The 25521-nt window shown below is 56.2% G+C and carries 28 protein-coding genes; 1 reads left to right on the top strand and 27 read right to left on the bottom strand.

The features are described from left to right. Window positions 1-4: 4 nt before the first annotated feature. The 10 genes from panD to LG52_RS04445 form a co-directional block, all read right to left on the bottom strand. On the bottom strand, window positions 5-388 hold the full coding sequence (gene panD, locus LG52_RS04495; RefSeq protein ID WP_013144919.1) for an aspartate 1-decarboxylase: 384 nt from the start codon (window positions 386-388) through the stop codon (window positions 5-7). Beyond that, complete coding sequence (gene panC, locus LG52_RS04490; protein ID WP_044731035.1) at window positions 370-1272, bottom strand: pantoate--beta-alanine ligase; 903 nt, start codon at window positions 1270-1272, stop codon at window positions 370-372. Before panC ends, panD begins: the two co-directional genes overlap by 19 nt. Beyond that, the gene (gene panB / locus LG52_RS04485) at window positions 1269-2108 is read right to left on the bottom strand and encodes a 3-methyl-2-oxobutanoate hydroxymethyltransferase (RefSeq protein WP_044731034.1); all 840 of its coding nucleotides are present in this window, start codon (window positions 2106-2108) and stop codon (window positions 1269-1271) included. The genes panC and panB overlap by 4 nt, the downstream gene beginning before the upstream one ends. Window positions 2109-2374: 266 nt before the next feature. Beyond that, entirely contained in the window at window positions 2375-3364 is a 990-nt protein-coding gene (locus LG52_RS04475; protein ID WP_044731032.1) for a bifunctional biotin--[acetyl-CoA-carboxylase] synthetase/biotin operon repressor, read from the bottom strand. Beyond that, window positions 3322-4536, bottom strand: a complete 1215-nt coding sequence (locus LG52_RS04470; protein ID WP_044731031.1) for a CCA tRNA nucleotidyltransferase — start codon at window positions 4534-4536, stop codon at window positions 3322-3324. Before LG52_RS04470 ends, LG52_RS04475 begins: the two co-directional genes overlap by 43 nt. Next, window positions 4533-5669: an N-acetyl-alpha-D-glucosaminyl L-malate synthase BshA gene (bshA, locus tag LG52_RS04465; protein WP_044731030.1), complete on the bottom strand. Its 1137-nt coding sequence runs from the start codon at window positions 5667-5669 to the stop codon at window positions 4533-4535. The genes LG52_RS04470 and bshA overlap by 4 nt, the downstream gene beginning before the upstream one ends. Further along, a complete protein-coding gene (gene bshB1 / locus LG52_RS04460) occupies window positions 5666-6376 on the bottom strand; it encodes a bacillithiol biosynthesis deacetylase BshB1 (protein WP_044731029.1) in 711 nt (236 codons plus the stop codon). The genes bshA and bshB1 overlap by 4 nt, the downstream gene beginning before the upstream one ends. 20 nt (window positions 6377-6396) lie before the next feature. Further along, window positions 6397-6816 carry a methylglyoxal synthase gene (locus tag LG52_RS04455; RefSeq protein WP_044731028.1) on the bottom strand — a complete coding sequence of 140 codons (420 nt, stop codon included), beginning with the start codon at window positions 6814-6816 and terminating at the stop codon, window positions 6397-6399. Between the two features lie 31 nt (window positions 6817-6847). Further along, window positions 6848-7645, bottom strand: coding sequence for a 4-hydroxy-tetrahydrodipicolinate reductase (gene dapB / locus LG52_RS04450; protein ID WP_044731027.1), 798 nt, complete (start codon window positions 7643-7645; stop codon window positions 6848-6850). Beyond that, the gene (locus LG52_RS04445; RefSeq protein WP_044731026.1) at window positions 7642-7977 is read right to left on the bottom strand and encodes a nucleotide pyrophosphohydrolase; all 336 of its coding nucleotides are present in this window, start codon (window positions 7975-7977) and stop codon (window positions 7642-7644) included. The genes dapB and LG52_RS04445 overlap by 4 nt, the downstream gene beginning before the upstream one ends. Window positions 7978-8137: 160 nt before the next feature. On the opposite strand from LG52_RS04445, the gene LG52_RS04440 reads away from it, so the two are divergent. Then, the gene (locus tag LG52_RS04440) at window positions 8138-9010 is read left to right on the top strand and encodes a YitT family protein (protein ID WP_044731025.1); all 873 of its coding nucleotides are present in this window, start codon (window positions 8138-8140) and stop codon (window positions 9008-9010) included. A gap of 137 nt (window positions 9011-9147) precedes the next feature. Here LG52_RS04440 and ypjB read toward each other — a convergent pair whose 3' ends face one another. From ypjB to trpE, 17 genes are all read right to left on the bottom strand, one after another. Continuing rightward, window positions 9148-9936, bottom strand: coding sequence for a sporulation protein YpjB (gene ypjB / locus LG52_RS04435; RefSeq protein WP_044731024.1), 789 nt, complete (start codon window positions 9934-9936; stop codon window positions 9148-9150). A 108-nt stretch (window positions 9937-10044) separates the two neighbouring features. Beyond that, the gene (locus tag LG52_RS04430; RefSeq protein WP_044731023.1) at window positions 10045-10665 is read right to left on the bottom strand and encodes a DUF1405 domain-containing protein; all 621 of its coding nucleotides are present in this window, start codon (window positions 10663-10665) and stop codon (window positions 10045-10047) included. A 78-nt stretch (window positions 10666-10743) separates the two neighbouring features. After that, a complete protein-coding gene (locus LG52_RS04425; RefSeq protein ID WP_044731022.1) occupies window positions 10744-11508 on the bottom strand; it encodes a menaquinol-cytochrome c reductase cytochrome b/c subunit in 765 nt (254 codons plus the stop codon). A 50-nt stretch (window positions 11509-11558) separates the two neighbouring features. After that, a complete protein-coding gene (gene qcrB / locus LG52_RS04420; protein ID WP_011231676.1) occupies window positions 11559-12233 on the bottom strand; it encodes a menaquinol-cytochrome c reductase cytochrome b subunit in 675 nt (224 codons plus the stop codon). A 3-nt stretch (window positions 12234-12236) separates the two neighbouring features. Further along, a complete protein-coding gene (locus tag LG52_RS04415; protein ID WP_044731021.1) occupies window positions 12237-12746 on the bottom strand; it encodes a ubiquinol-cytochrome c reductase iron-sulfur subunit in 510 nt (169 codons plus the stop codon). A gap of 144 nt (window positions 12747-12890) precedes the next feature. Next, window positions 12891-13346: a YpiF family protein gene (locus tag LG52_RS04410; RefSeq protein ID WP_044731020.1), complete on the bottom strand. Its 456-nt coding sequence runs from the start codon at window positions 13344-13346 to the stop codon at window positions 12891-12893. 89 nt (window positions 13347-13435) lie between these two features. Then, window positions 13436-13969, bottom strand: a complete 534-nt coding sequence (locus tag LG52_RS04405) for a ReoY family proteolytic degradation factor (protein WP_013144907.1) — start codon at window positions 13967-13969, stop codon at window positions 13436-13438. A 56-nt stretch (window positions 13970-14025) separates the two neighbouring features. Then, window positions 14026-15282 (bottom strand): tetratricopeptide repeat protein, encoded by a 1257-nt coding sequence (locus tag LG52_RS04400; protein ID WP_044733089.1) that lies wholly within the window; start codon window positions 15280-15282, stop codon window positions 14026-14028. Window positions 15283-15568: 286 nt separating this feature from the next. Further along, a complete protein-coding gene (gene aroA / locus LG52_RS04395; protein ID WP_044731019.1) occupies window positions 15569-16852 on the bottom strand; it encodes a 3-phosphoshikimate 1-carboxyvinyltransferase in 1284 nt (427 codons plus the stop codon). 26 nt (window positions 16853-16878) lie between these two features. Beyond that, the gene (locus tag LG52_RS04390; protein ID WP_044731018.1) at window positions 16879-17982 is read right to left on the bottom strand and encodes a prephenate dehydrogenase; all 1104 of its coding nucleotides are present in this window, start codon (window positions 17980-17982) and stop codon (window positions 16879-16881) included. 86 nt (window positions 17983-18068) lie between these two features. Continuing rightward, window positions 18069-19166 (bottom strand): histidinol-phosphate transaminase, encoded by a 1098-nt coding sequence (hisC, locus tag LG52_RS04385; protein WP_044731017.1) that lies wholly within the window; start codon window positions 19164-19166, stop codon window positions 18069-18071. Between the two features lie 31 nt (window positions 19167-19197). Continuing rightward, window positions 19198-20004, bottom strand: coding sequence for a tryptophan synthase subunit alpha (gene trpA / locus LG52_RS04380; RefSeq protein WP_044731016.1), 807 nt, complete (start codon window positions 20002-20004; stop codon window positions 19198-19200). Next, window positions 19988-21202, bottom strand: coding sequence for a tryptophan synthase subunit beta (gene trpB / locus LG52_RS04375; protein WP_044733088.1), 1215 nt, complete (start codon window positions 21200-21202; stop codon window positions 19988-19990). Before trpB ends, trpA begins: the two co-directional genes overlap by 17 nt. A gap of 365 nt (window positions 21203-21567) precedes the next feature. Next, window positions 21568-22209, bottom strand: a complete 642-nt coding sequence (locus tag LG52_RS04370) for a phosphoribosylanthranilate isomerase (RefSeq protein WP_044731015.1) — start codon at window positions 22207-22209, stop codon at window positions 21568-21570. Beyond that, complete coding sequence (gene trpC, locus LG52_RS04365; RefSeq protein WP_044733087.1) at window positions 22196-22972, bottom strand: indole-3-glycerol phosphate synthase TrpC; 777 nt, start codon at window positions 22970-22972, stop codon at window positions 22196-22198. The genes LG52_RS04370 and trpC overlap by 14 nt, the downstream gene beginning before the upstream one ends. Further along, window positions 22965-23984 carry an anthranilate phosphoribosyltransferase gene (trpD, locus tag LG52_RS04360; RefSeq protein WP_044731014.1) on the bottom strand — a complete coding sequence of 340 codons (1020 nt, stop codon included), beginning with the start codon at window positions 23982-23984 and terminating at the stop codon, window positions 22965-22967. Before trpD ends, trpC begins: the two co-directional genes overlap by 8 nt. Next, a complete protein-coding gene (gene trpE / locus LG52_RS04355) occupies window positions 23978-25504 on the bottom strand; it encodes an anthranilate synthase component I (RefSeq protein ID WP_044731013.1) in 1527 nt (508 codons plus the stop codon). The genes trpD and trpE overlap by 7 nt, the downstream gene beginning before the upstream one ends. Window positions 25505-25521 lie beyond the last annotated feature (17 nt).

Here is a 25521-nt window from a genome sequence, read left to right as displayed (position 1 = left end):
GCCCTCATAAAACCGTATGCGCCGGCTCTTCGGCGATGAGCTGCACAATCCGGTTGTTTTCGTCCATAATCGCGATTTTCGGTCGATGGGCGGCGATTTTTTCCTCTGGAACGAGCACATATGAGATGACGATAATAACGTCCCCTTTTTGCACAAGGCGGGCGGCGGCGCCGTTTAGGCAAAAGACGCCGCTTCCGCGCTCGCCGGGGATGACGTATGTTTCAAAACGGGCTCCATTATTATTGTTCACTACCTGCACTTTTTCATTAGCCACAATGCCGACGGCATCCAAAATATCTTCATCGATCGTAATGCTGCCGACGTAATCGAGATTGGCCTCTGTTACACGAGCGCGGTGAATTTTGGCGTTCATGAGCGTGCGAAACATGCTTGCTCCCCCTTTCCATCCCCTTGTTCGCCGGTTTTGGGCAACTCTATCATGAGATTGTCAATCAACCGGGCGCTCGCAAATCGGACGGCGACAGCGATCAGCACTGTCCCGGCGAGCGTCTCAAGCGGCGTCAAATCCGGATATGAACATGCTTCGACATAATCGATCTCAGCGTGCGTATGCGCTTCAATATGCTCTCTAACCATCCGGCGGATGGCCGCTGCGCTCCGCTCCCCTCGTTCGACGGCGGAAGCGGCCGCTTGAAGCGCTGCATACAGCGCCGGCGCCTCCCTCCGTTCTTGCGGCGACAAATAGACGTTGCGCGAGCTTTTCGCCAGCCCGTCCGCCTCGCGGACCGTCGGCACCGGCACGAGCTCGATTGGAAAATTGAGATCGCGGATCAAACCGTCGACGACCGCCACCTGTTGGGCATCTTTCATCCCAAAGTACGCGCGGTCGGGCATAACAATGTTGAACAGCTTAATGAGCACCGTCGCCACGCCGTCAAAATGGCCGGGGCGCGACCGTCCGCACAGCACATTGGCGCGCGCTTGAACGATCGCTCGTACGGTAAGCGGCTCCGGATACATCTCGTCCGCTTCCGGATGGAACAAGACGTCGACTCCATGCTGTTCGGCGATGCGCCGGTCGCGCTCGAAATCGCGCGGATAGCGGGCAAAGTCTTCATTCGGTCCGAACTGAAGCGGGTTGACGAAAACGCTTAGGACGACGATGTCGTTTTCCACGCGCGCCCGATCGATGAGGGAGGTATGCCCTTCATGCAAATAGCCCATCGTCGGAACGAACCCGATCGTCTTTCCTTCACGGCGATATTGGCGCATGAGCGCCTGCATCGCTGCAATCTGATCCATCACGATCATCCTTGCTTTCCTCCGTAAAGCGCCACCCATTCTTCTTCCTTCATCGTAAACGTGTGCGCCGGCTCCGGGAACTGGCGCAGTTTGACATCAGCGACGTAGTTGGCTAACGCCTCGACGATCGTCTCCTGGATGGACGCGTATTGTTTCACAAACTTCGGCACGCGGCTGACGCCGTAGCCAAGCAAATCGTGATACACGAGCACTTGGCCGTCGACTTCCGCCCCGGCGCCGATGCCGATGACGGGAATGGTGAGTTCCCGAGCCATGGCCGCCCCGAGCTGCTTCGGAACACACTCTAAGACAAGGGCGATCGCTCCCGCCTGCTCGCATTGTTTCGCATCATCGAGCAGCTTTTTCGCACTTTCGGCATCTTTGCCTTGCACTTTATAGCCGCCAAGAACGCCGACCGATTGCGGCGTCAACCCGAGATGGGCAACGACCGGCACGCCGGCTTTCGTCAGCGCGGCAATCATGTCGACGACTTCATCCGCTCCTTCGACTTTAACGGCGTTCGCCCCTGACTCTTGCATGATGCGGCGGGCGTTTTGCAGCGCCTCTTCTTTGGACGCATGGTACGACATAAACGGCATATCGGTGACAATAAACGTGTTCGGCGCACCGCGGCGAACCGCCTTCGTATGGTGGATCATATCATCGACCGTCACCGGGATCGTTGAATCATACCCGAGCACAACCATGCCGAGGGAATCGCCGACCAAAATCATGTCGACGCCGGCTTGCTCGGCAAGCTTCGCGGATGGAAAATCGTAGGCGGTCACCATCACGATCGGCTCGCCCGCCTGCTTCATGTGGAAAAAATCGGTTTTCGCTTTCATTTTCGTTCCCTCCTCTTTGGCTACAGAGGAGATGAACCGCCCGAAACAAAACGCCCTTCTTTCCCGCCTTGAGAAAGAAGGACGCCATAAAACCGCCGCCGGTTTCGTTCATCCCTCTGTCCTAGTCCTTCAAAAAAGGATCAAGGCAGATCATTTCCTTCACCTATTCGTGCTGTCGGCCTCGGTGCAGTTCTTCTTGCGAAAGATACTGCCCTTTTCCTCGCTTTGTATTTTAACAAAATTGTTACAATTTTTCTAGTGGCAAATTAGAACTGAATATCGGCAGAATGGATGTAATGGATGTTCTTTTGCTCATCTTCAAGGATGAGCAGCCCGTCATCGGTGATGCCGCGGGCGATGCCGCGAATCGCGCCGCTCAGCGTTCTTGCCGTCACCGGCTTGCCGATCGAGACGGCGTACCCTTCCCAAAGAAGCTTAATCGGACGGAAGCCATGCGCCAAATATTGCTTGTACAGCCGCTCAAGCCGGAACAAAATTTCTTGAATGAGCGGTGCGCGCTTCACGCGTCCGCCCTTTTCGACGAAAAGCGACGTGGCGATGGACCGGATGTCCTCTGAAAACTGTTCGACCGTTTGATTGACGTTGATCCCGATGCCGATGATGACCGAATGGACACGATCAGGGTCAGCTTGCAGCTCCGTTAAAATGCCGACGCATTTTTTGCCGTCAAGCAAAATGTCATTTGGCCATTTAATGTCTGGGACAAGCCCGGTCACTTCCTGAATCGCCTGGCTGATGGCCACCGCAGCCACGAGCGTCAACTGTGGGGCCCGCTGCGGCGGAATGGGCGGCCGCAAAATGAGGCTCATCCAAATGCCCGTCCCTTTCGGGGAAAACCATTTCCGATCCAAACGACCGCGTCCGGCCTTTTGCTCTTCCGCGACGACGAGCGTTCCTTCCGGCGCCCCTTCATACGCGAGCCTTGCCGCAATGCGCTGCGTTGAATCGACTTCGTCAAAAAAGTGGATCGTGTGGCCAAGTTTTTCTGTTTTTAGGCCGAGCTGGATTTCGTTGGCCGTCACTTTGTCCGGCGTGCTGATAATCCGGTAGCCAAGGCGGCGCACTGCTTCGAGTTCAAATCCTTCTTTGCGCAGCTCCTCGATATGCTTCCATACCGCCGCCCGCGAACAGCCGAGCTGTTCGCTGATTTTTTGCCCGGACAAAAATTCGCCGTTTGCCTCGGCAAACAGTTCTAACAGTTTCTTTCTTGTGTCCGATTGCGCTCCATGAGCCATGCATAAATCCGCTCCTTCTCATTTTCGACTTCGCTGCTGACGACCGCCCGCCAGATGGCATCCAACGTCTCTTTCACCCACGGACCGGCCGGTTTTCCAGCCCAGCGAATGACGTCTTTCCCGTTGACGGCAAGCTCCCCTTTCGTTTTGATCGGCAGCGCCGTGAAGCGGCGGCGGAGCTCCTCATGATGCGGTTCAGAGGGCGCGCCGCAAAGCGCGGCGCGCACCGCTTCAACCGATAGCGCCCGCTCGAGGCCGGCCAAAAACAACTGTTCGTTCGTCCACACCTCCGGCCTAGGGACATCATCGAGCGCCGCCAAAATGGCGCCAGCTTCATCAATCACTTTGTTGGGAAGCTTCCAGGCGCGCAAAAACGGACGGATGTCTTTGACATCAAGCGCGCGGCAAAGAAGCGCCCAGCGCTCTTCGCGCTTTGTAAGCCACGGCCAGCGGCAGGCGGCAGCCGAGCGCAGCTGCTGCTCTTTTTCGGCCAATCCCGGCAAATAAGCAAACAGCTTCGTATCAGCCAACAGCGGCAGCGCTTCGGCAACGAACGGACCGGCGAGCAGTTTTTCCATTTCCATGGTCATCCGTTCGACAGAAATGTGGGCCATAAGCGGTGCGTTTTGGACGATCGCCCGCTTCGTGTCCTCAGCAAGCGCAAATCCAAGTTGGCTGACGAAGCGAACAGCCCGCATCATGCGGAGCGCATCTTCGCGAAACCGTTCGTCCGCCGCCCCGACCGTGCAAATGAGCCGCCGCTCGATCGCCTCTTGTCCGCCAAACGGATCAATGATCGTTCCGCGTTCATCCATGGCGATGGCGTTCATCGTGAAATCGCGCCGCTTTAAGTCTTCCTCAAGCGAACGAACGAACGTCACCGACTCCGGACGGCGATGGTCTTCATAGTCGCCGTCCGTGCGGAATGTCGTCACTTCGTACGCTGTTCCTTCATGCACGACGACGACCGTGCCGTGTTTCGAACCGACGTCGATCGTTTTCGGAAACAAGCGCATCACTTCTTCCGGTAGAGCGCTTGTCGCGATATCGACGTCGCCGATCGCACGCCCGATCAACAAGTCGCGCACCGCGCCGCCGACAAAATACGCCTCATAGCCATGCCGCTTCAATTGTTGGATAATGCTGAGCGCCTGTTCAAACGGCGGTTTCATCGTTTCACCTTCCTTGCCGCAAGCGAAGCGTACAGCTGTTCATACTGCCCGACGATGTCGGCCGAGCGGAACTTGCGCTCGACCGTTTGCACCGCCTGTCTTGCCATCTCAGCGTGCAACCGGCAGTCTGTCAACAGCGCCATCGCCCGTCTTGCCGCCTCTTTGACATCGCCAAGCGGGCATAAAAACCCGGTTTTCCCATCCTCAATCACTTCCGGAATCCCGCCGATGGCCGTGCCGATGCACGGAACGCCGCACGCCATTGCTTCAAGCAATACGAGCCCGAAGCTTTCTTTTTCCGACAAAAGCATCATCACATCACTGATCGAATACAGCTCTTCGAGTTTATCCTGTTTTCCTAAAAAGCGGACATCATCTTGCAGCCCAAGCTCTTTCACAAGCCGGCAGACGACGGTCATTTCCGGACCGTCGCCGACAAGCAAGAGCTTGGCTGGCACGTGCCGGCGCACGATGGCAAACGCTCGCACTACATCGGGCACACGCTTCACTTTCCGGAAATTCGAGACATGGATCACAACTCGTTCATCGTCGCGAATGCCGTACTCGCGCCGTAAATGGCCCGCTTCCCGGCGACGGTAGACGCGTTCATCGACAAAATTGTAGACGGTATGGATCATTGCTTGCACATCGAGCAGTTCATACGTCTGCCGGGCAAGGGCGTCAGACACCGCCGTAACGATATCCGACTGCTCGATGCCGAATTTGATCATATCGGAAAGCGACGGGTCATAGCCGAGCACTGTGATGTCGGTGCCGTGCAGCGTCGTGATGATCGGCAGCTCGCCGACCATTTGCCGCGCCAACACCGCACAGACGGCATGAGGAACGGCGTAATGGGCATGAAGCACATCGAGCCGTTCCCGCTTTGCCACCTCAGCAATTTTGCTGGCCAATGCCAAATCGTACGGCGGGTATTGAAAGACGGAATATTGGTTGACACTGACTTCATGATAATAAATGTTGCCGTACACTTTATTCAAACGAAACGGCATGCTCGATGAGATAAAGTGAATCTCATGCCCCCGCTCCGCCAGCAGCTTGCCAAGCTCAGTGGCGACCACTCCGGAGCCCCCGACCGTCGGATAGCAAACAATCCCGATTTTCAGCTTCATCGCTCCTCCTCAAACAAATTGGAAAGATGAATCGGCGTTTTCGTCAAAAACCCTTCCGCATACGCCGCGCCGATTTGTTGACCGAACCAGCGCTCGCGGCTTTCAATCATCTCGATGTAGCCGTTGGTCAGCGGGGTGTCAACCGAGCCAGGCCGTTTTTGAAATTGGCTTTCGTACGCGCGCAGGCTGTCCAGCTTGTCATCGATCGTTTCGCTAATATCGATGAGAAAATGCGGGCGGCAAAAGGCATTGATCATATAATAATACACCGCCCGAACGCGGTGCGCATCGCCAAGCTCTCCAGCGCCATAGCGGCGGATGCCGGCGGAAAAGACCGCTTCCTCGACAAGGCGGGCGCATCGCCCGTGGTCCGGATGCCGGTCTTCCCAATAGGGGGCGAATACAAGGCGCGGCCGGCAGCGGCGGATGACCGCTGCGATCTGGCGGATCGCCTCTTCCTCGACGTAAAGGCCGCGATCAGGCAGCCGAAGATTGAACCGCTCGGATACACCGAGCCGGCGGGCCGCCTCGGCCGCCTCTCTCTGCCGCTCGTCGACCGTGCCGTTGGACGACAGCTCGGCTTGCGTCAAGTCGCAAATAACGGCGCGAAAGCCGCGGTGCACATATTTGGCGATCGTCCCGCCCATGCCGATCTCGACATCATCCGGATGGGCGCCGAACGCCAACAAGTCACACGTTTCCATCATCGCTGTCACCTTTCTGTTTCCTATTCCTCCCCGCCTTTTGTCCGTCCGCGCACAATGCTGCGCCATGCCAAATCGCCGCGCTCCAACGCGCGGATGAGCAGCTCGGCCGTGCCGATGTTCGTCGCCAGCGGCACGGCATAGACGTCGCAAAGACGCATCAATGCGCTGATGTCCGGCTCATGCGGCTGGGCGGTGAGCGGATCGCGGAAAAAAATGACCAGATCCATTTCATTGCGGGCGATCATCGCCCCGATTTCTTGGTCGCCTCCGTACGGCCCCGATTGGAAGCGATGAACTGGAAGACCGGTCGCCTCCTGGATGCGCAAGCCGGTCGTGCCGGTGGCGTACAATTCATGGTTTGCAAGCACAGGCGCATAGGCGGTCGCAAATGCGACCATTTCTTCCTTTTTTTGGTCATGGGCAATTAACGCGATTTTCATTCCATTCTCCCCCGTTTGCGCAGTTTGCACACTATTCCAAAATATGCTCCAGCCCATAGACAAGCGTATGTAAATGCATCACCGTTTCCACTGCCAGCTTCACCCCGGACATAAACGAGCGGCGGTCGAACGAATCGTGGCGGATCGTCAACGTCTGGCCGTTGCCGCCGAAAATCACTTCTTGATGAGCGACAAAGCCCGGCAGACGGACGCTGTGGATCGGGATGCCGTCGTAAGCGGCGCCGCGCGCACCAGCAAGCGTTTCCTTTTCGTTCGGGTGGCCTTGCTTTTTCGACGGTCGCACTTCGGCAATGAGCTGCGCCGTCTTCAACGCTGTTCCGGACGGTGCGTCAAGCTTTTGATCATGGTGCAATTCAATGATTTCTACATCAGTGAAATATTTGGCTGCCATGCGGGCGAATTTCATCATCAACACCGCTCCGACGGCAAAGTTCGGCGCGATGATGGCGCCGATTTCGTTCTCCTCGGCCAGCTCGGTGAGCCGCTCAATCTCTTCTGGCGTAAATCCGGTCGTGCCGACGACCGGACGGACGCCATAACGCAACGCCAGCTCGGTATGCCGCTTTCCAGCTTCCGGCGTTGTCAAATCGATCAATACATCCGGCTTCACCTCGGTAAAACAGCGGGCCGCATCGGTGTAAATCGGGGCGTTGACGCCGGAAAACCCGTCGATCTCCGCTAAGTTTTGGCCATCGTGACGGCGGTCGATGACCGCGGCCAGTTCAAAGTGATCCGTTTGTTGCACGAGCGCGACCGCTTCACGGCCCATGCGGCCGCGCGGTCCCGCGATGACGATGCGAATCGTCATGATCCTTCCTCCTTCCGCGTCCAGCGGTCACGGTCGCGGGTGCGGAACTTGTCCATCACCCGTTCGTGCGCCGCCTGCAAATCAATGCCGAGCGAATTAGCGAAGCAAATGAGCACAAACAGCAAATCGCCCAGCTCTTCTTCCACCGTTTTTTCTTGTTCGGTCGCCTTTTTCGGCTTTTCCCCGTAGTAATGGTTCACCTCGCGCGCCAGCTCGCCGAGCTCTTCCGTCAGCCGCGCCAGCATGGCGAGCGGGCTGAAATAGCCTTCTTTGAATTGACTGATATAGTCATCCACTTCCTGTTGCATTTGTTTCATCGTTTTCTCCTGCATGGCTTGTCACCTCGTCTGTTTTCATGTTAGCGAAAAGCGGCGCATTTGACAAATGTTTTCGCCCGCTGTCCATTCCGTCCATTTTCGCTCGTCATTGCCTATATGGACAAGTTCCTCTATAATTAAGGGCGCCGACTATTTTTGCGGACGGAGGGAAGGTATGATTTTCGGACTAAAGGTCAAAAACTGCCTGTTTATTTTGCTTGGCGCCGCCATTTTCGCCTTCGGGCTCGTTCATTTCAACATGCAAAACAATTTGGCGGAAGGCGGGTTTACCGGCATTACGCTTCTTCTGTATTTTTTGTTCGGACTGGATCCAGCGATCACCAACTTGGCGCTCAACATTCCGCTCTTTTTCATCGGCTGGAAGCTGCTCGGCCGCCAGACGTTTCTCTATACCGTCATCGGCACGGTCGCCGTTTCCGTCTTTTTGTCCATCTTTCAACGCTACATGATTCATATGCCGCTTCGACATGACATGACGCTCGCAGCATTGTTTGCCGGCGTCTTTATCGGCGTCGGCCTCGGCATTATTTTCCGCTACGGCGGCACAACCGGAGGCGTCGATATTATCGCCCGCCTCGTCCATAAATATAAAGGCATCAGCATGGGCAAAACGATGTTTGCCTTTGACGCCACCGTCATCACGTTGTCGCTTCTTCTTTACCTGTCATACCGCGAGGCGATGTATACGTTGGTCGCCGTCTTTATCGCTGCCCGGGTCATTGATTTTCTGCAGGAAGGCGGCTATGCGGCAAAAGGGGCGACCATCATCTCAGAAAAAAGCGAGGAGATCGCCAACCGGATCTTGACAGAGATGGAGCGCGGCGTCACCGTGCTGAAAGGGCGCGGCTCGTATACGAAGCGCGACCGTGATGTCTTGTATTGCGTCGTCGCCAAAAACGAACTGCCGCGCTTAAAAAGTGTCATTATATCCGTTGATCCGCATGCATTCGTCGCCGTCACCGATGTGCATGATGTGCTCGGCGAAGGGTTTACGCTCGACGAACAGAAACGGCCGCTGGAACCATGAAAAGCCGCTGGCGCGAAAGCCCAACCGGGACAAGCCCGGCAAGCGCCGCTTGAAAGTGCCGGGGCGGTGCTTGCACAAAGCAACGGGAAAACAAAAAAGAGGGGGAAACGTTTCCCCCTCGCAAAAAGCGCCAGTGCTTAGTCTTCCGGCTGCCGCGCCCGCTTCTCTTCCTTTTCTCCTTTGTACTTCCGCCAGCCAACGTACGTCAGCGTCAGCACGATCACTCCGCCAGTGGAAATCATCATCCAAATGAGCGACGGGTCAGCTTCGTCCTTTTTCACCCCGGCAAACAGCGCTTCAAGATCTTGACGTGCATCGGCGAGTTGCTCGCGCTGCTCGTCTTCGCTGCGTTGCCAAAACGCGGCGGCCTGCAACGCCTCCAGATCGTCATCGACCTTTGTCGCGATATTCGGCGGCACGTCGATTTTCACACTCGGCTCGATCAATGTATAGCGGTCAAGCAACTGGCGGAGGGCAGCGGCATACGCTTTCTGCTCGCCTTGCTGGGCCGCCTTTTCGACCGCAGCAAACGCCTCCATGACAGCCGCCTCCATCTCCGTCCAAAGCGGCTGGTATGTCGAATGGATGGCGTCAACAACAAGGCGAAACTGGGTGATCGCCGCCACTTTGTCTTCCGCGGGGATCGGCGCCGTCATCGCCTTGACTGCCTGCTCGTGCGTCACGGTCACTGCCCGCAATTCATCGGCCGACTTCAACCGTTCTTTTGCCCCAAGGGCGAAAAACCGCTCGGAAAAATAGCGGAGCACTTCTTTTGCTTCGGCAAAACGACCGTTTTTCGCCAATTGCAGCGCCTCGTCGGAAATATCGTCCAACTGCTCCCAACCGTTTGTTTGTCCAGCCGCGCCAATGGGCGCTGGCCATAAAAAGGCGAGCGACAACAGCATGGCTAGCCCGATTCGCTTCATCATCGTCCCTCCCTCATCCACTAGTACAATGTATGAAGGAGTGGACAAGAGTAGACCAGGCAACTGCCAGAAAGCTTCCGCCCAACGTTCCTCCTTGTGTTCAACGCTCTACTCTGATGCCTGCCGGAAAGACATGTCGCCCGGCAGAAGCGGATGGCGCCGGAGGCGGACGCCAAGCTGATACGCAGCGGCAATCGATGCGATGCTCAACCAAAACGTAAAATAGCCGATTTCGTTGGCGTAGTCAGCCAGCACACTATAGCGAGGCATCATGCCAAAGACGTAATCGATGACATCGTTATGCAGCGTCCACACGGCCGCCAGCATAAGGTGAAGGAAGCGGAATCGATAAAACGGGGCGTACAGCATTCCTTCGATCGCCATCGCCCCGTGCGAAACGATGAGCATCCAGCCGGCCCAATCAAGCGTGCCGGTGACGCGCCAAACGAGCACATTCATAACGACCGCCCAAATTCCATACTTAACAAGCGTCACCAAAGCCAACGCTTCAAAAAGCGGCGCCGACCTGCCGAAAAGCCATGCCACAAGGACGACAAGAAAAAAAAGGCTCGCCGTCGGGCTGTCGGGAACAAACGGCAAAAAAACGGGCGGCGTATCGGCAAGTTGATAACGATACCAATAATATCCATATATAGTGCCCGCCGTGTTGACGAACAAGAGCAGCCAAACAACCGGCCGGGAAGCCAACAGCGCATAAAGCCACGCCATCATCTGCACCTCGCCTCGGTTTCATGTTGGCACGAAAAAAGCTGACTAACGCGAGTCAGCTTTTTCGTGTCGAAACGATTATTCCGCTTTTAGTCCAGCGATGAATTCGGACAGTTTTTTCAATTCTTCATCCGTGCCCTTAAAGACGCCGGGCGGCATGCTGCCTTTCCCTTCTCTCGCGATTTTCGCGATTTCTTCTGGTTTCAAGCCGGTGCCGATGAGCGACGGACCAGCGCCGCCGGACAAGTTTTGTCCGTGGCACGATGTACATGTGTTCGCCTGCGCGATTTTATAACCTTCCGCGTTCGTGTCAATTTTCACTTCGGCACGAATTTTCCCTTGTTCAGCTGCTTTTTTCCAGTCGTGTGTAACGACCGATTCCCATGTCAAATAAATCATCGCCGCAAGCGCCAACAGCATCATCCCGGTCGCTACCGGCCGCTTCCAAGGACGGCGCTCTGGGCCGCGGTCCAAAAACGGCGCTAATAGGAGCGCGCCAAACGCCAACCCTGGGATGATGATCGCGCCGACGACCGTATACGGACCAGACGCATACGAATATTTAAGCAATTGGTATAAGAACAAGAAATACCAGTCAGGCAGCGGCACGTACGTCGTGTCCGTCGGGTCGGCGATCCGCTCAAGCGGCGACGGATGGGCGACCGTCAAGCATAAGAAACCGACGAGAAAGACCGATCCGACCAACCATTCCTTGAGCAGGAAGTTCGGCCAAAACACTTCCGTTTTCCCGGGATATTCCGAATAGTCCTTTGGAATATTCGGTTTTCTCACCGCGGGAACACGGGAATCGCCGACGAATTTCATTCCTTTTCCGCGATGCATTGCGTGGTTCCCTCCTTTTTTCTATCGCCTCTAAACGCGGGATCGACCGATCATAGCGGACCGGAAATGCCTTGTCTGCGAATCATTAAAAAGTGCGCTGCCATTAAGCCGAGTAAAGCGGCCGGCAAGAAGAAGACGTGAATGGCAAAGAAGCGCGTCAACGTTTGCGCGCCGACAATTTCTGGGTCCCCAGCTAACAGCGTCTTAATGGCCGGGCCAATGAGCGGCGTCGCTTCCGCGATTTGCAAACCGACTTTCGTCGCAAACAGCGCTTTCATATCCCACGGCAACAAGTAGCCGGTGAAGCCAAGACCCATCATCACCATAAAAATCAATACGCCGACAATCCAGTTCATTTCGCGCGGCTTCTTATAAGCCCCTTGGAAAAAGACGCGCAGCGTATGTAAAAACATCATGACGATGACGAGGCTCGCCCCCCAGTGGTGCATGCCGCGCACAATTTGGCCGAACGCCACTTCGTTTTGCAAATAATACACCGATTCCCACGCGTTTTTAATATCCGGGACGTAGTACATCGTCAAAAACATGCCTGACAAAATTTGAATGACCGTGACAAAAAACGTCAGCCCGCCGAAACAATAGACAAAGGCGGAAAAGTGATGGGCGGGGTTGACGTGTTCCGGAACTTCGTGATCGGCGATATCCCGCCATAAAGGCGTAATATCTAAGCGTTCATCGACCCAGTCATACAGCTTGTTTAACACGCATTACGCCTCCTTTCTTGGTTTCGCCTTGCCTAAATACAGCTTGCCGTCTTTCACTTTGTACTCGTAACGGTCAAGCGGAGCTTGCGGCGGCGTCCCCGGAACGTTTGTGCCGTCCTTCTCATAGCGCCCATAGTGGCATGGGCAGAAAAACTGGTTCGGATGCTCTTTATCCGTGTTCCAGTCGACCGTACAGCCAAGGTGTTTGCAGATCGGCGACAGGGCGATAATGTCCCCCTTTTCATCCTTGTACACCCAGGCTGATTTCGGCTCTTCCGACTCATACCAAGCGTCTTTCACCTTCACTTTAAAGTCGAAGCGCTTCGGTTCGGTCGTAATCTCTTTGACGTCTGCTACCGCGACCATCTCCGTCCCTGCTTCATCCTTCAAGATCGGATCGAAAGCAAAACGGAGCATCGGCATCAGCATCCCTGCCGCCATAAAGCCGCCGACGCCGGTCAGCGTGTAGTTTAAAAACTGACGTCTCGTTACACGATGTTTGTTGTCGCTCATCGTCTTCCCCCCTCTATGCAAAATCAAGTCCACACCGGACGATTGTATGTATAACACATATGGAAAACTAGGACATTCTAATGATAGCTCAATTGCTGGACAAGGTCAATATCACAGGCGGCAAAACGTCGGACTTTGCCGCGTCTACTCTTGCGCCCAGCGGCCGATGAGAAAGCGGAGCAGCTCGGCGGCCTGCTCTCTGACAAGCTCGTGCTTGTACGATTCACCCATGCTCTCGAGCGGAACAACCGGAACGAACCAAACGCGGCTCGCTTCCCCCTCCTGTTGCCACGCACGATCGCATGTCACATAAAACAGATGCTTCATTCCTTCCCGCCTAAGCCTGTTGGTCCAATCTGCCAGCCTTTCCGCAAGCTGCGCCCGCGGTTCATCGGCGAAATACACAAACGGCGGCAGCAAAAACACCCGCCCCCTTAGCTGCCGCTCGACCTCGGCCGCGATGAGCTGAACAAGCTCCCCGCCGGAAGCGAGCCGCTTCGCTCCTTGGCCGAGAGCCACCGGCAAAAGCGGAAGGAGCGCCGTGTCGATGTAGTCGCGCTCTCGTTCATAGAGAGCGACGTCCTCGCCTGTCCACTTCATTCGTACTCTCCTTTGCCTTTAAAGTTTATTCCCTCCATCACCATACCATATTTTTCGGCAAAAGAAAAACCTTGCCGGCGGCAAGGCTGTTACAATTTGTTTAATTCATCGGTCAGGCGGCGGAACGCCTCTTCATCATGGCGGTCAAGCGCCTCATCGATCAGCTTCATGAGCCGCCCGCGCCGGAATTCGTAAATGGAGCGTTCTAAAAACTGCTCGGCGAGGCGCTGGTCGTTTTCGCTCACTTGCGCCTGCTTCGGCGCATACGGGTTTTCCTCAAGCACGGCGACATATTGCGGCGAGTGAAAAGAAGCGCGGAAATTCAGTTGAATGTAAATATCTTCGTCGCGGTTTAAACGGATGTCGTGGAACGACTTCTCTGCATCAGTCGTCATGACATTGCCTTTGTAAAAGCGAAACGGCACATCATCAACGCAATGGGTCGACATAATGATGCCGCGCGGGCAATATTGGGCATTCTCGACAAAATGCACCTTTTGCATGAGCTGGTCATGGCTCATCAAATAGTTTAAAATCCAGACACACTCGCGCCGCTTCAACTGATAGTGGCTTAAAAACCAACGGATAAACTCTTTTTTCTCATTGACGGATACGTGCGTCATTGTGCGCTTCCCCCTCGGTCGGTTTCCAAGAAAGAGGTTTGGCCACCGCTTCTCCCCTACTCTTCGAGCTCAAGCAGCATCTCCGCCGCCTCCGTATAGGTTGGGTCGAGACGAAGGATCTGTTGAAATATTTCTTTCGCCGCCGCCCGATTTCCTTCCTCGATGAGAAAATATCCGTACTCTTCGAGGAACTCGACATTGTGCTTAAAGAAATTATATGCCTCGCCGTAATGATTTAATGCATCGTCGTACATCTCAAGCCGATGTTTGGCGCGCCCAAGGTCCCATTCAAACTGCGGATCGTACTCGCCATCGGCCATCGCCTGCTCGAGAAGCGCTACGACATCCTCATAGCGCTGTTCGTTTAGCCAAAGCGCTGATAAAACCGTAAGCGCCTCGATGTACCCGCCATCGATCTCAAGCGCTTTTTTCAAATGCTCCTCTGCCTCCTCTGGCTTGTTCAGCTTGAGCGCCAGCTTGCCTGCGTAAAGGCGGAGCTCTTTGTTCCATTCATCGACGCTGATGCCGGCCTGCGCCGTTTCATAGCTTTGCTCAAGCCTCCCTTCCTGCTCATACGCCTTGGCTAAATAAAGGTAAAGCGGGGTGTAGTCCGGATCGAGCTCTTTTAAAGCGCTGAGCTTATCGATGGCCGTTTGCGTATAGCCGGCCTGCAACGCAGTGAATCCGTAGGCGAACAGCGTCCGGCTGTCCATTTTTTCATTGAGCGCCTCCTCATAATACGGAAGCGCCGCCTCGAATTCCCCGGAACGGCTGAGCGCCTCAGCGATCCGCTCGGTGATCAAGACGCCGGCCATCTCCTTATTCGTCTTCCGCACCTGTTCATAAAGCGGCACGCTTTTTGAGTATTCACCGTGCGAAAAATACAGCTCAGCTAACGCAAACTGCACGATCGGCTCATCTGGAGCTTTCTCGTACGCTTGACGCAGCTTCCGCTCGCTCACTTCCGCCAGCCCTTGCATTTCGTACAAATCGGCGGCAAGAAGGCACGCGCGGACAAACTGCGGATCGTCTTCGTCGATCTCCGACAAAATGGCGAGCGCTTCCTCTTCGGCTTCAAGCTCCGTATACACTTCCGCCAAAAACAAGCGAATGTCGCCGTCATCCGGATAGCGGGCGGTCAGCTCCTCAAGCAGCTCCTTCGCCTCTTCCGGCATTCCCCATCCGTACAAGCAGTCGGCAAGCGCGTATTTTTCTTCATCACTTCCATATTTTTTCACTTTCGGCACGAGCGCCAACGCCTGATCGACGTTTCCGTTTTCCACTAAGCGAATGATTTGTTCGACGCGTGTCATGGTTTCGTCAGCCCTCTCTTGCGGCAGGCGGCCGGGCGCCCACAGGAGCCCATCCGCCTTTGCCATTCAAATCGTTATGTACCGTTACAACGGGAACATGAATGATGATAATCGATCATGGCCGTTTCCGCAACCAAACCGCTCGCTGTCTGAAAGGTGCGCCGTTTTTCGGCCGAAAACCGGGATGTATCCGCTTTCAAAAAAATACGAAGCCAATCCCTCTCACTGACAATATATGAACGAACAACGCAAAATATGACCGCCCGCCCGCTTGGGGCGGGAGGCCTTACAGCAGCGAACGGAGATCAGCAAAAAACGCCGGATAGGAAACGGCGACCGCTTCCGAACGCTCGAGGCGGACCGTCCCTTTGGCGATGCAGGCGGCAACGGCGAGCATCATGCCGATGCGGTGGTCGCCATGGCTGTCGACAACGATCCCATCAGCGTAAAGCGGCGTTTTGCCGCGGATGATCATGCCATCATCGGTCGCCTCAATGTCAGCGCCGAATTTTTTCAATTCGGTGACGACCGTATCGATCCGGTTCGTCTCTTTCACCTTCAGTTCGCTCGCGTCTTTGATGACGGTCGTTCCTTCCGCCTGCGTCGCGAGCAAGGCAATGATCGGAATTTCGTCGATCAATCTTGGAATGAGATCCCCGCCGATTTCGACCGCCCGAAGCGTCGACGTGCGGACCGTAATATCACCGACCGGCTCGGTTTCCTCGTTGCGGACGTTGTCAATCGCAATATCCGCCCCCATTTGTGTAAGCACATCGATGATGCCGGTCCGCGTTGGATTTAAGCCAACGTTTTTCAGCGTAATTTCGCTGTTCGGCACAATGGCGCCGGCGACAAGGAAAAAGGCGGCTGACGAAATATCGCCGGGAACGTAAATGTGCGTTCCGCGCAAGCGTTGCGGGCCAGCCACCGAGACGGTCAAGCCATCCACACTCACTTCACCGCCAAACAACCGAACCATCCGCTCGGTATGATCGCGCGAGCGGTGCGGTTCGGAAACAGACGTCACGCCGTCAGCGAATAAGCCGGCAAGCAAAATGGCCGATTTTACTTGCGCGCTCGCCACCGGCGAAGTGTAGCGAAGCGGGCGAAGCGCGCCGCCGCGGATGGAAAGCGGCGTATAATTGCCCCCATCGCGCCCATCAATATGCGCACCCATTTCGCGAAGCGGCTTCGTCACCCGCCCCATCGGCCGCTTGGCGATCGATTCATCGCCGACAAGGCAAGCGTGAAACGGCTGGCCGGCCAAAATGCCGAGCAACAGGCGCGCCGTCGTTCCCGAGTTGCCGACATCAAGCACCGCGGCCGGCTCGCGCAGCCCGCCGGGGCCGGCTCCTTCGACAACGACTGTCGTCCCGTCCCGGCGAATGTCGACGCCGAGTTTCCGGAAACAGTCGATCGTGCTTAAACAGTCCGCCCCAGGCAAAAAATGGTCAATCACCGTCCGTCCAGAAGCAAGCGCCCCGAGCATGACGGCGCGATGGGAAATCGATTTGTCGCCGGGGACTTCAATCGTCCCTCGAAGCGATGATACGTTCGTTGGCAGCTGCATCGAAACCCCTCCACTGTTTTTTGTTGCTACCCTTCATAGATGGCATAATTCGTATGCTGGGCAAGGCACGCTTTCGCCCGCGCCCGATCGTCTTCGCTTTGGAAGCTGAGGCGGAGCACGCCGTAAATTTCTTCGCGCGTCTCAATGATGCGGATGTTCGTAATGCTGATGTTTTCCTTGGCTAAATAGCCGGTCACTTCGGAAATGACGCCCGGATAATCCGGCACGTCGACATACAAATCGTAAAACGACGGAATCGCTCCTTTCGTTCTCGACGGCAGCCCGTCGCGAAACTGTTTCGCCTCCAAAAAGTAATGGTAAATGGCGATGCTGTTTTCTTCTTCCACAAACGAGCGCAGCCGCTCCATTTCGGCGATCCAGCGGTCAAAGAGCGCAAGCAGTTCATGCTTGTTATGGATGAAAATGTCGCGCCACATTTCCGGATTGCTCGACGCGATGCGGGTGATGTCGCGGAAGCCGCCAGCCGCCAGCCGGCTGACGAGGGCGTTTTCGCTCTCATATTCACGCGCCTGATGAACGAGGCTCGCGGCAATCAAATGCGGAAAATGGCTGATTACGCCAGTGATGCGGTCATGCTCTTTAGGCGTTAAGATGACAAACTGCGCTTTCGTTCCCGCAAGCCACTGTTTCAACGCCTCGACTTGCTTGAGCGGCACATCGTCCGTCGGCGTCAAAATGTAAAAGGCGTTTTCAAACAGATGAGCCCTTGCCGCCGCCACGCCGCTTTTATGCGACCCGGCCATCGGGTGGCCGCCGATGAATACTACGCCATGGTCCAACAGGCGGCGGGCGCCTTGGACGATGCGCTGCTTCGTGCTGCCGACATCGGTGACGATGACGCCGCGCTTCAACCGCTCGAGCGGCATCGACGAAAGCAGCGCCTCCGTCTGCATGACAGGAACAGCCAAAACGATCAAATCCGCCTGTTCGTATCCGTCTTCAAGCGAACGGGCAGCTTCGTCGATCACCTTGAGCGAGCGCGCCAAGCCGAGCTGCCGCTCATTGACATCATAGCCGATGATCATCGCCTCCGGATGCGCTTTTTTAATCGCCAATGCAATCGATCCCCCGATCAAGCCGAGGCCGACAATGAATACTTTTCCTTCCAATCGTCCCACCTACTTTATGTAAACGTGCGCCCGCTGCTTTCGAAAGGCAACGGGCGGGTCTCTCTATCCATTCCTCCACCGAACGGTCAGGCGAGCTGTTTTTCCCGAAGCAGTTGCGAAACGAATTCCAACACCCGGTCGTTTTGCTCTTTCGCGCCGACCGTCACGCGCACGCCAGTCGGCAGCCCAAGCGCTTGGCCCGAGCGGACAATGACGCCGCGCTCCAGCAAATAGCGGAACACTTCGTCGCCATCCAACCCGAAATCAATGAACAAAAAGTTCGTTTGCGACGGATAATACTTGAGGCCGTTCTCCTCGCAAAAGCGATAATACCGCTCAAGCTCGGCGCGATTTCGTTCGACGCAGGCGCGGATGAACGCTTGATCGTCAAGTGCGGCCGCCGCGGCCGCTTGGGCAATGGCCGACGTGTTAAACGGCTCGCGCGCCGGCTCGACGGCGCGGATGAGCGCCTCGCTCGCCACGCCGTAGCCGACGCGGAGCGCGGCAAGGCCGTACGCTTTCGAAAATGTGCGCATCACGACAAGCTGCTCGTACTCGTTTAAAAGCGGCACCGTTTGCGGGTAGTCGGGCGCCGTCACATATTCGTAGTACGCTTCATCCACGACGACGAGCACGTGCGGCGGCACGCGGTCCAAAAAGGCGCGCAGCTCGGTATCATTCACATACGTGCCCGTCGGGTTGTTCGGATTGCAAATCCAGACGATGCGCGTGTTTTCATCGATCGCCGCAAGCATCGCCTCCAAATCATGACGTCCATCAACAAGCGGCACTTCGCGCACCTCGGCCCGCTCGATGATGGCATTATGCCGGTATTGCGGGAATGTCGGCGCCGCCATCACCGTATTCACGCCCGGCTCTAAAAAGGCGCGGCAAAGAATTTGCACCACCTCATCCGAACCGTTGCCAAAGAGAAGCTGTGTTTCCTTGACGCCAAGATGCTTCGCCACCTTTTCGCGCAACGTGCGGGCGCAGCCGTCCGGATAGACGGCGAGGCGGTCAAGCCCAGCGGCGATGGCCGCTTTTGCCGCTGGCGACGAACCGTACGGATTCTCGTTAGAAGCAAGTTTGATAATCTCAGGCAAGCCATATTCCCGCTTGACTTCTTCGATCGATTTTCCCGGCTGGTACGGAGAAAGTCCCCGGAGCGATTCCTTTACTTGCATGATTGTCGCCAACTCCTTCAATTCGGAACTTTTAGCGCGAAGAACACGGCTCCCGAAGCGGCGCAGCAAGCGAACGGGTGTAGGCGGCAAACTCAGCGACAGCCGCTTCCCTTTCGTCCGGCTTCTGCAAACGGAGAGCCAGCTGCTCGACTTTTTGCACGAGAGCGCTGCCGACGACAACACCGTCGCACACCTCTTTTAACATCGCGACTTGCCCCGGCGTCGAAATGCCGAAGCCGACAGCGACCGGGACGCGGCTATGCTGCTTCACTTCACGGAGGAAATCGCCAAGCGTCTCCGGCAGCGTCTCGCGCACACCGGTGACGCCAAGCGAGGAGACGCAATACAAAAACCCTTGCGCCGCCGAAGCGATCCGCTCGATCCGCTGCTTCGACGTCGGCGCGACAAGCGAAATGAGCGGGAGGCCAAATCGTTCGCCAAGTTCGCGGAGCGGGCTGCTTTCCTCAAACGGCAAATCGGGAATGAGCACGCCGTCGGCGCCATTTTCCTGCGCTAAAGCAAAAAAGGATTCTTCTCCTAATTGTAACACAGGATTGTAATACGTAAAGAGAATAATCGGAATGTTTACCCCTTTTTTTCGCATCTCGCCAATAAGCTGAATGGCTTTCGGCAGCGTCATGCCCCCGTCAAGCGCCCTTGCGGCGGCGCGTTGAATCGTCGGTCCGTCAGCGAGCGGGTCGGAGTACGGCACGCCAAGCTCCAATATGTCAGCGCCGGCCTCCTCAAGCGCCAGGGCGAGATCGATCGTCACATCGGGAGTCGGATCACCGGCAACGATAAACGGGATAAATAGCGGCGGATTAACCGACAGTGGCAATGTCTTCACCTTCCCTCGCACCAAGATGGCGCATCATCGTTTGCACATCTTTATCTCCGCGGCCGGACAGGCAAATGAGCACCGTTTCATCCGGCGGCATCTCGCGGGCGAGCTCGACGGCTTTCGCCACCGCATGGGCCGATTCGATGGCCGGAATGATGCCTTCCGTTTGCGCCAACAATTGAAACGCAGCGACGGCCTCGTCATCGGTCGCGCTTTCGTAGCGGACGCGGCCAATGCTCGCCAAATACGCATGTTCCGGGCCGACGCCGGGGTAATCCAAGCCGGCTGAGATCGAATACGGTTCGAGAATTTGTCCGTACTCGTCTTGCAACAGGTAGGTCATCGCCCCGTGTATGACCCCTTTCGTCCCTTTTGTGATTGTCGCCGCATGGTGCGGAGTGTCGATCCCTTTGCCGGCCGCCTCGACGCCGACGAGGCGGACGTCATCTTGCAAAAACGGATAAAACATGCCGATGGCGTTGCTGCCGCCGCCGACACAGGCGACGATGACATTCGGCAGCTTCCCTTCACGGGCGAGAAACTGTTTTTTCGCTTCATCGCCAATCACGCGCTGAAACTCGCGCACCATTTTCGGGTACGGATGCGGACCGACGACCGAGCCGATCATGTAAAAATGGTCGTCGCAGTGGGCGACCCAATAGCGAATTGCTTCGTTCGTTGCATCTTTCAACGTTCGGTTGCCGCTTGACACCGGCACGACTTCGGCGCCCAACAGCTTCATGCGAAACACGTTCAGCTCCTGCCGCTTGATGTCTTCTTCACCCATAAAAACGATGCAATCCATGCCGAAATGGGCGGCCACCGTCGCCGCGGCGACGCCGTGCTGGCCGGCGCCGGTTTCAGCGATCAGCTTTTTCTTGCCCATCCGTTTTGCCAAAAGCGCCTGGCCGATCGCGTTGTTGATTTTATGGGCGCCCGTATGGTTTAAATCTTCGCGCTTTAAATAAATTTTCGCGCCGCCGACTTGCCGTGTCAAATTCGGCGCGAACGTGAGCGGGGTCGGGCGACCGGAGTAATGCTGCAAAATGCGGATGTATTCTTGTTTGAACGATTCATCGGCAAGCGCTTTGTCAAGCTCCGCTTCGATTTCCTCAAGCGGAAGCATGAGCGTCTCAGGGACAAACTTGCCGCCGAAATCGCCAAACCGGCCGTATTCATTCGGAACGCGTTCCATCATCTAACCCCACCTTCTCCTTCATAAAAGTTGAAAGACGAAGAGCCGCATTTCTTCAAAGTGCCTGCGTTTGTTAACCGTCTGAGCGTCAGCGCCGTCTTTTGGCCCTTCGCTTTGTTATTTTTTTATCCGGCGTGTTGATTAACCAATAAAAAGTCTATTGAGAAGGCTCTAGTCCGAGCTTTTCTGCCGTAGTCGGCAAGCGATTCGCTTGCCGACCGGGCATGCTGCCGCATGCCCTCCTCGAACAATGAACACTTTGCGGGCAAATGTCATTTGCCCGCCGGCGTTCTTGTTCGAGGGAAGAGGCAGAAAAGCTTGTGTTTAGCCATATCATTCTGTGTTTTTTCGTACATAACGGATCATCAACACCCGTGATGTTTTATTTTTGCTTCGATTTGTTTCATCTTCGCTGGATCTTTGCGTCCGTCCGTTTCAATGCCGCTGCTAATATCGATGCCATCCGGGCGGTAGACAAGCAGCCGCTCGATATTGTCCGGAGTGACGCCGCCGGCGATGAAGCACGGCACGCCTTGGCGGGCCGCCTCTTCCAAATAGTGCGGCACCGCCTCCCAATCAAAAGCAACGCCCGTCCCGCCCCAGGAGCCGGCGGCGCGGCTGTCAACGACGTAGCCATCGGCAATGCCAGCGTACTGCCTCATCGCCGCAAGCGCGCCGTCGCCATGATGGATCGCCTTCCAAACGGAAAGCGGCACAGCCTCTTTCACCGCCGCCAGCTCCGCCGGCGTTTCACGGCCGTGGCATTGGATGACATGAAGCGGCAGCTGGGCGGCGACAGCGGAGATCCGCCTAACGGGGGCGTTGACAAAGACGCCGACAACCTGCTTTGCGCCAAGCTTATGGGGCGCGAGCCATTGCTGCACTTCGCTTGGTGAAACTTTCCGCTTGCTCTCAGCGAAAATAAAGCCAAGGTAGTCGGCGCCGCTGGCGATGGCCACTTGCACGTCTTCAGCGGAACGGTTGCCGCAATATTTAAGCCGAACCATCGCCATCTTCCTCTCCGAACAGCCGATAGACCGCCCGCTCCACATCGTCTTGGCGCATGAGCGACTCACCGACGAGCACCGCCTGTGCTCCGTACGACTGAACCGCCTGTACGTCGTTGTGAGAACCAATCCCGCTTTCGCTGACGATGACGCACGACGGTGGAACGAGCGAAGCGAGGGCTTTCGTCGCCTCCAGCGTCGTCACAAACGTATGCAAATCGCGGTTGTTGATGCCGACCACTTCCGGCGTAAATCGATCCAAAATGCGCTCAAGCGTCTCTTTCGCATGCACTTCAACCAAACATTCAAGCCCCAAACTGTACGCTTCGTTATACAGCGCTTCAAGCGTTTCCGGCGGAAGCGCCTCGCCGATCAACAAAATCGCATCTGCTCCAAGCCGAGCGCTTTCTTCGACTTGCCGGCGGTCGATGATGAAATCTTTGCGCAAAACCGGGAGGTCGACCGCTTCTTTCACCGCTCGCAAATAGCGACGATGCCCTTGGAAATATCGTTCATCCGTCAGCACGCTGATCGCGTCGGCACCGGCACGCTCATATGCTTTCGCGATGGCCACCGGATCAAAATCCGGGCGAATGACGCCTTTTGACGGCGACGCTTTTTTCACCTCGGCGATCAAGCCAAGCATCCGCCGCGGCTGGCGAAGCGCCGCCGCAAATGGACGGCGCTTCCGCTTTGGCAATGGCTCCGGCAGCGTCAACGTTTCCACTTCTTCCCGTTTCGTCGCCAAAATTTGCTCAAGCATCATGAACCACTTCCTTCGCCCGCAGGCGTTGCAGTTGTTCATATGCGGTTTTGGACAAAATGGCCTCTTTCGCCATCGCCACTCCTTCGGCAATCGTTTCAGCTTTGCCGGCGGCATACAGGGCGGCGCCGGCGTTCAGCGCCACGATATTGATGGCGCTCTCCGGAGCTGTTCCCGCCATCACCGCCTCAAGAAGCGCGGCGCTCTCTTCCGGATCGCTCACTTGCACATCGGCAAGCTCGCCGCGCGGCAAGCCGACATCTTCCGGCGCGAGGACGAAGCGGCGGATCGAGCCGTTTCTCAGCTCCACAACATCCGTTTCTGCAGCGATGCTACATTCATCAAGCCCGTCGCGCCCGGTGACAAACAACACATGTTCCGAACCGAGGCGGCGCATCGCCTCCGCCAATTTCTCAGCGTAGCGGGTCGAATAGACGCCGACGACTTGCCGCTTGCAGCGCGCCGGATTGGCGAGCGGGCCGATCAAGTTGAAAACGGTGCGGAAACCAATTTCCTTCCGCGGTCCGGCAGCGTATTTCATCGCCGCATGATAGAGCGGGGCGAACAGAAAGGCCAGTCCTTTCGTTTCCAACGCCTGTTTGGCGGCCGATGGCGACGTTTGAATGTCAATGCCGAGCCGCTCGAGCACATCGGCGCTGCCGCTTTTTGACGAAACAGCGCGGTTGCCGTGCTTGGCGACTTTGACGCCAAGCGATGAAATGACGATCGCCGCGGCGGTGGAAACGTTGAATGTCGCCGCCCCATCGCCGCCCGTGCCACACGTATCGATGACATCATCGCTAGCCTCAATGGCAGTCATCCGGTCGCGCATCGCCCGTACAAATCCGACGAGCTCATCGACCGTCTCTCCGCGCAGGCGGAGCATGGACAACAGACTTGCGATTTGACTGTCCGTCGCCTCGCCGGACATGATGATATTCATCGCCGCATACGCTTCGTCTTCCGTCAATGCTTTCTCTTCCGCACATTTCGAAAGCAGCTGCTTCAACATACGACCCTCTCCCCTTTAGCAAATAGTCGTTCCGCTTGTTCAATCGCCTTCATCAAGGCGCTCGCCTTATTGCGCGTCTCTTTCCACTCCAGTTCCGGAACGGAGTCGGCAACAATGCCGGCGCCGGCTTGCACATAGGCATAGCCGTCTTTCACGACCGCTGTCCGGATGGCGATGCACGAATCGATGTTGCCGTCAAACCCGATATAGGCAATCGCTCCGGCATACAGCCCCCTCGCCGTCGGCTCGAGTTCCTGCAAAATTTGCATCGCTCGCACTTTCGGCGCCCCGCTCACCGTTCCTGCCGGAAAGGCGGCAAGGAGTGCATCGATCGGGTGGACGTTGTCGTCCAGTTCACCGATGACTTTGGAAATTAAGTGCATCACGTGTGAAAACTTGCCGATTTGAAGCAACACCGGCACCTCGACCGTTCCGTGCTTGGCGACCCGACCGATGTCGTTGCGCGCCAAATCGACAAGCATATAATGCTCTGCCCGTTCTTTCGGATCGTGGTACAGCTCATCAGCCAGCCTCTCGTCTTCCTCCGGCGATCGGCCGCGCCGCCGTGTACCGGCAATCGGGTCGATCTCAACGCGCCGACGGTGCACTTGAATCAGTTTTTCCGGCGAACTGCCAACAATTTCTATACCGTCAAGCTGGAAATAAAACATGTACGGCGACGGGTTGATGTATCGGAGCAACCGATAAATGGCAAAGCCTCCGGCTTGAACCGGCACGCAGAAGCGCTGCGACAGAACCGCTTGAAACACATCGCCGGCCGCGATGTACCGTTTCACGGCCTCCACATCGCGCAAAAACTGTTCTTTGTCATAATTGGACGCCGCTTTGGCAAACGAGGCGGCCCGCCCCGATTCGTTTTCCGCCGGCAAGAGCGGCTGCTCGGCTTGAGGGCGGGCCGCTTTCGCCGCGAGATCGGCCATGCGCCGTTTGGCCGCGCGGTACGCTTCGATTTTCTCTTCCTCCGTTTCATTGCCGCTCAACCGAATATAGTGAATGATGAGCAGCTCACGCTTTTGGTGGTCAAACGCAAACAGCGATTCACAAAACACGAAATAGGCCGTCTTCATAGGCACATCGCGGTTTTTGTGGCGCGGCACTTTCTCGATGGCGGAAATGAAATCGTAGCCTAAAAACCCAACTGCACCGCCTGTAAACGGCACCGTCTCGGCAAGCGGCTTGACGGCAAGCGTCCGCTCGACCCATTGAAACGCTTCTTTCAGCGTCGGTGCGGTGATTTGTTCGTTCCCGTTTTCGTCTTTCACCGAAAACGTTTCGCCAGTTTCGCTCTCCAGCATCAAAAACGGCGCCACACCGATGAACGAATAGCGCGCCCACGGCGATTCGTCATCCTTGCTTTCAAGCAAAAACACCGCTTCCTCGTGCAAATTGGCAAACACGCCGAGCGGCTCAATGACATCGGCTACAAATTTGCGCACAATCGGGATGGTGCGAAATTCGTTCGCTTCCGCCAAAAAAGCGGCCAGCCCATCAGCAGACATCGCTTCTCCTCCCTTTC

Source organism: Geobacillus kaustophilus, assembly GCF_000948285.1.
Lineage (GTDB): Bacteria > Bacillota > Bacilli > Bacillales > Anoxybacillaceae > Geobacillus > Geobacillus thermoleovorans_A.
Note: the sequence above shows the minus strand (reverse complement) of the source record. Positions and strands in the feature narration are given on the sequence as shown.

Coding starts and splice junctions, on each gene's coding strand:
- panD (WP_013144919.1), bottom strand. CDS start 388: ATGTTTCGCACGCTCATGAACGCCAAAATTCACCGCGCTCGTGTAACA.
- panC (WP_044731035.1), bottom strand. CDS start 1,272: ATGATCGTGATGGATCAGATTGCAGCGATGCAGGCGCTCATGCGCCAA.
- panB (WP_044731034.1), bottom strand. CDS start 2,108: ATGAAAGCGAAAACCGATTTTTTCCACATGAAGCAGGCGGGCGAGCCG.
- LG52_RS04475 (WP_044731032.1), bottom strand. CDS start 3,364: ATGGCTCATGGAGCGCAATCGGACACAAGAAAGAAACTGTTAGAACTG.
- LG52_RS04470 (WP_044731031.1), bottom strand. CDS start 4,536: ATGAAACCGCCGTTTGAACAGGCGCTCAGCATTATCCAACAATTGAAG.
- bshA (WP_044731030.1), bottom strand. CDS start 5,669: ATGAAGCTGAAAATCGGGATTGTTTGCTATCCGACGGTCGGGGGCTCC.
- bshB1 (WP_044731029.1), bottom strand. CDS start 6,376: ATGATGGAAACGTGTGACTTGTTGGCGTTCGGCGCCCATCCGGATGAT.
- LG52_RS04455 (WP_044731028.1), bottom strand. CDS start 6,816: ATGAAAATCGCGTTAATTGCCCATGACCAAAAAAAGGAAGAAATGGTC.
- dapB (WP_044731027.1), bottom strand. CDS start 7,645: ATGACGATTCGCATCGTCATCGCGGGACCGCGCGGCCGCATGGGCCGT.
- LG52_RS04445 (WP_044731026.1), bottom strand. CDS start 7,977: ATGCAGGAGAAAACGATGAAACAAATGCAACAGGAAGTGGATGACTAT.
- LG52_RS04440 (WP_044731025.1), top strand. CDS start 8,138: ATGATTTTCGGACTAAAGGTCAAAAACTGCCTGTTTATTTTGCTTGGC.
- ypjB (WP_044731024.1), bottom strand. CDS start 9,936: ATGAAGCGAATCGGGCTAGCCATGCTGTTGTCGCTCGCCTTTTTATGG.
- LG52_RS04430 (WP_044731023.1), bottom strand. CDS start 10,665: ATGGCGTGGCTTTATGCGCTGTTGGCTTCCCGGCCGGTTGTTTGGCTG.
- LG52_RS04425 (WP_044731022.1), bottom strand. CDS start 11,508: ATGCATCGCGGAAAAGGAATGAAATTCGTCGGCGATTCCCGTGTTCCC.
- LG52_RS04415 (WP_044731021.1), bottom strand. CDS start 12,746: ATGAGCGACAACAAACATCGTGTAACGAGACGTCAGTTTTTAAACTAC.
- LG52_RS04410 (WP_044731020.1), bottom strand. CDS start 13,346: ATGAAGTGGACAGGCGAGGACGTCGCTCTCTATGAACGAGAGCGCGAC.
- LG52_RS04405 (WP_013144907.1), bottom strand. CDS start 13,969: ATGACGCACGTATCCGTCAATGAGAAAAAAGAGTTTATCCGTTGGTTT.
- LG52_RS04400 (WP_044733089.1), bottom strand. CDS start 15,282: ATGACACGCGTCGAACAAATCATTCGCTTAGTGGAAAACGGAAACGTC.
- aroA (WP_044731019.1), bottom strand. CDS start 16,852: ATGCAGCTGCCAACGAACGTATCATCGCTTCGAGGGACGATTGAAGTC.
- hisC (WP_044731017.1), bottom strand. CDS start 19,166: ATGCAAGTAAAGGAATCGCTCCGGGGACTTTCTCCGTACCAGCCGGGA.
- trpB (WP_044733088.1), bottom strand. CDS start 21,202: ATGGAACGCGTTCCGAATGAATACGGCCGGTTTGGCGATTTCGGCGGC.
- LG52_RS04370 (WP_044731015.1), bottom strand. CDS start 22,209: ATGGTTCGGCTTAAATATTGCGGCAACCGTTCCGCTGAAGACGTGCAA.
- trpC (WP_044733087.1), bottom strand. CDS start 22,972: ATGCTTGAGCAAATTTTGGCGACGAAACGGGAAGAAGTGGAAACGTTG.
- trpD (WP_044731014.1), bottom strand. CDS start 23,984: ATGTTGAAGCAGCTGCTTTCGAAATGTGCGGAAGAGAAAGCATTGACG.
- trpE (WP_044731013.1), bottom strand. CDS start 25,504: ATGTCTGCTGATGGGCTGGCCGCTTTTTTGGCGGAAGCGAACGAATTT.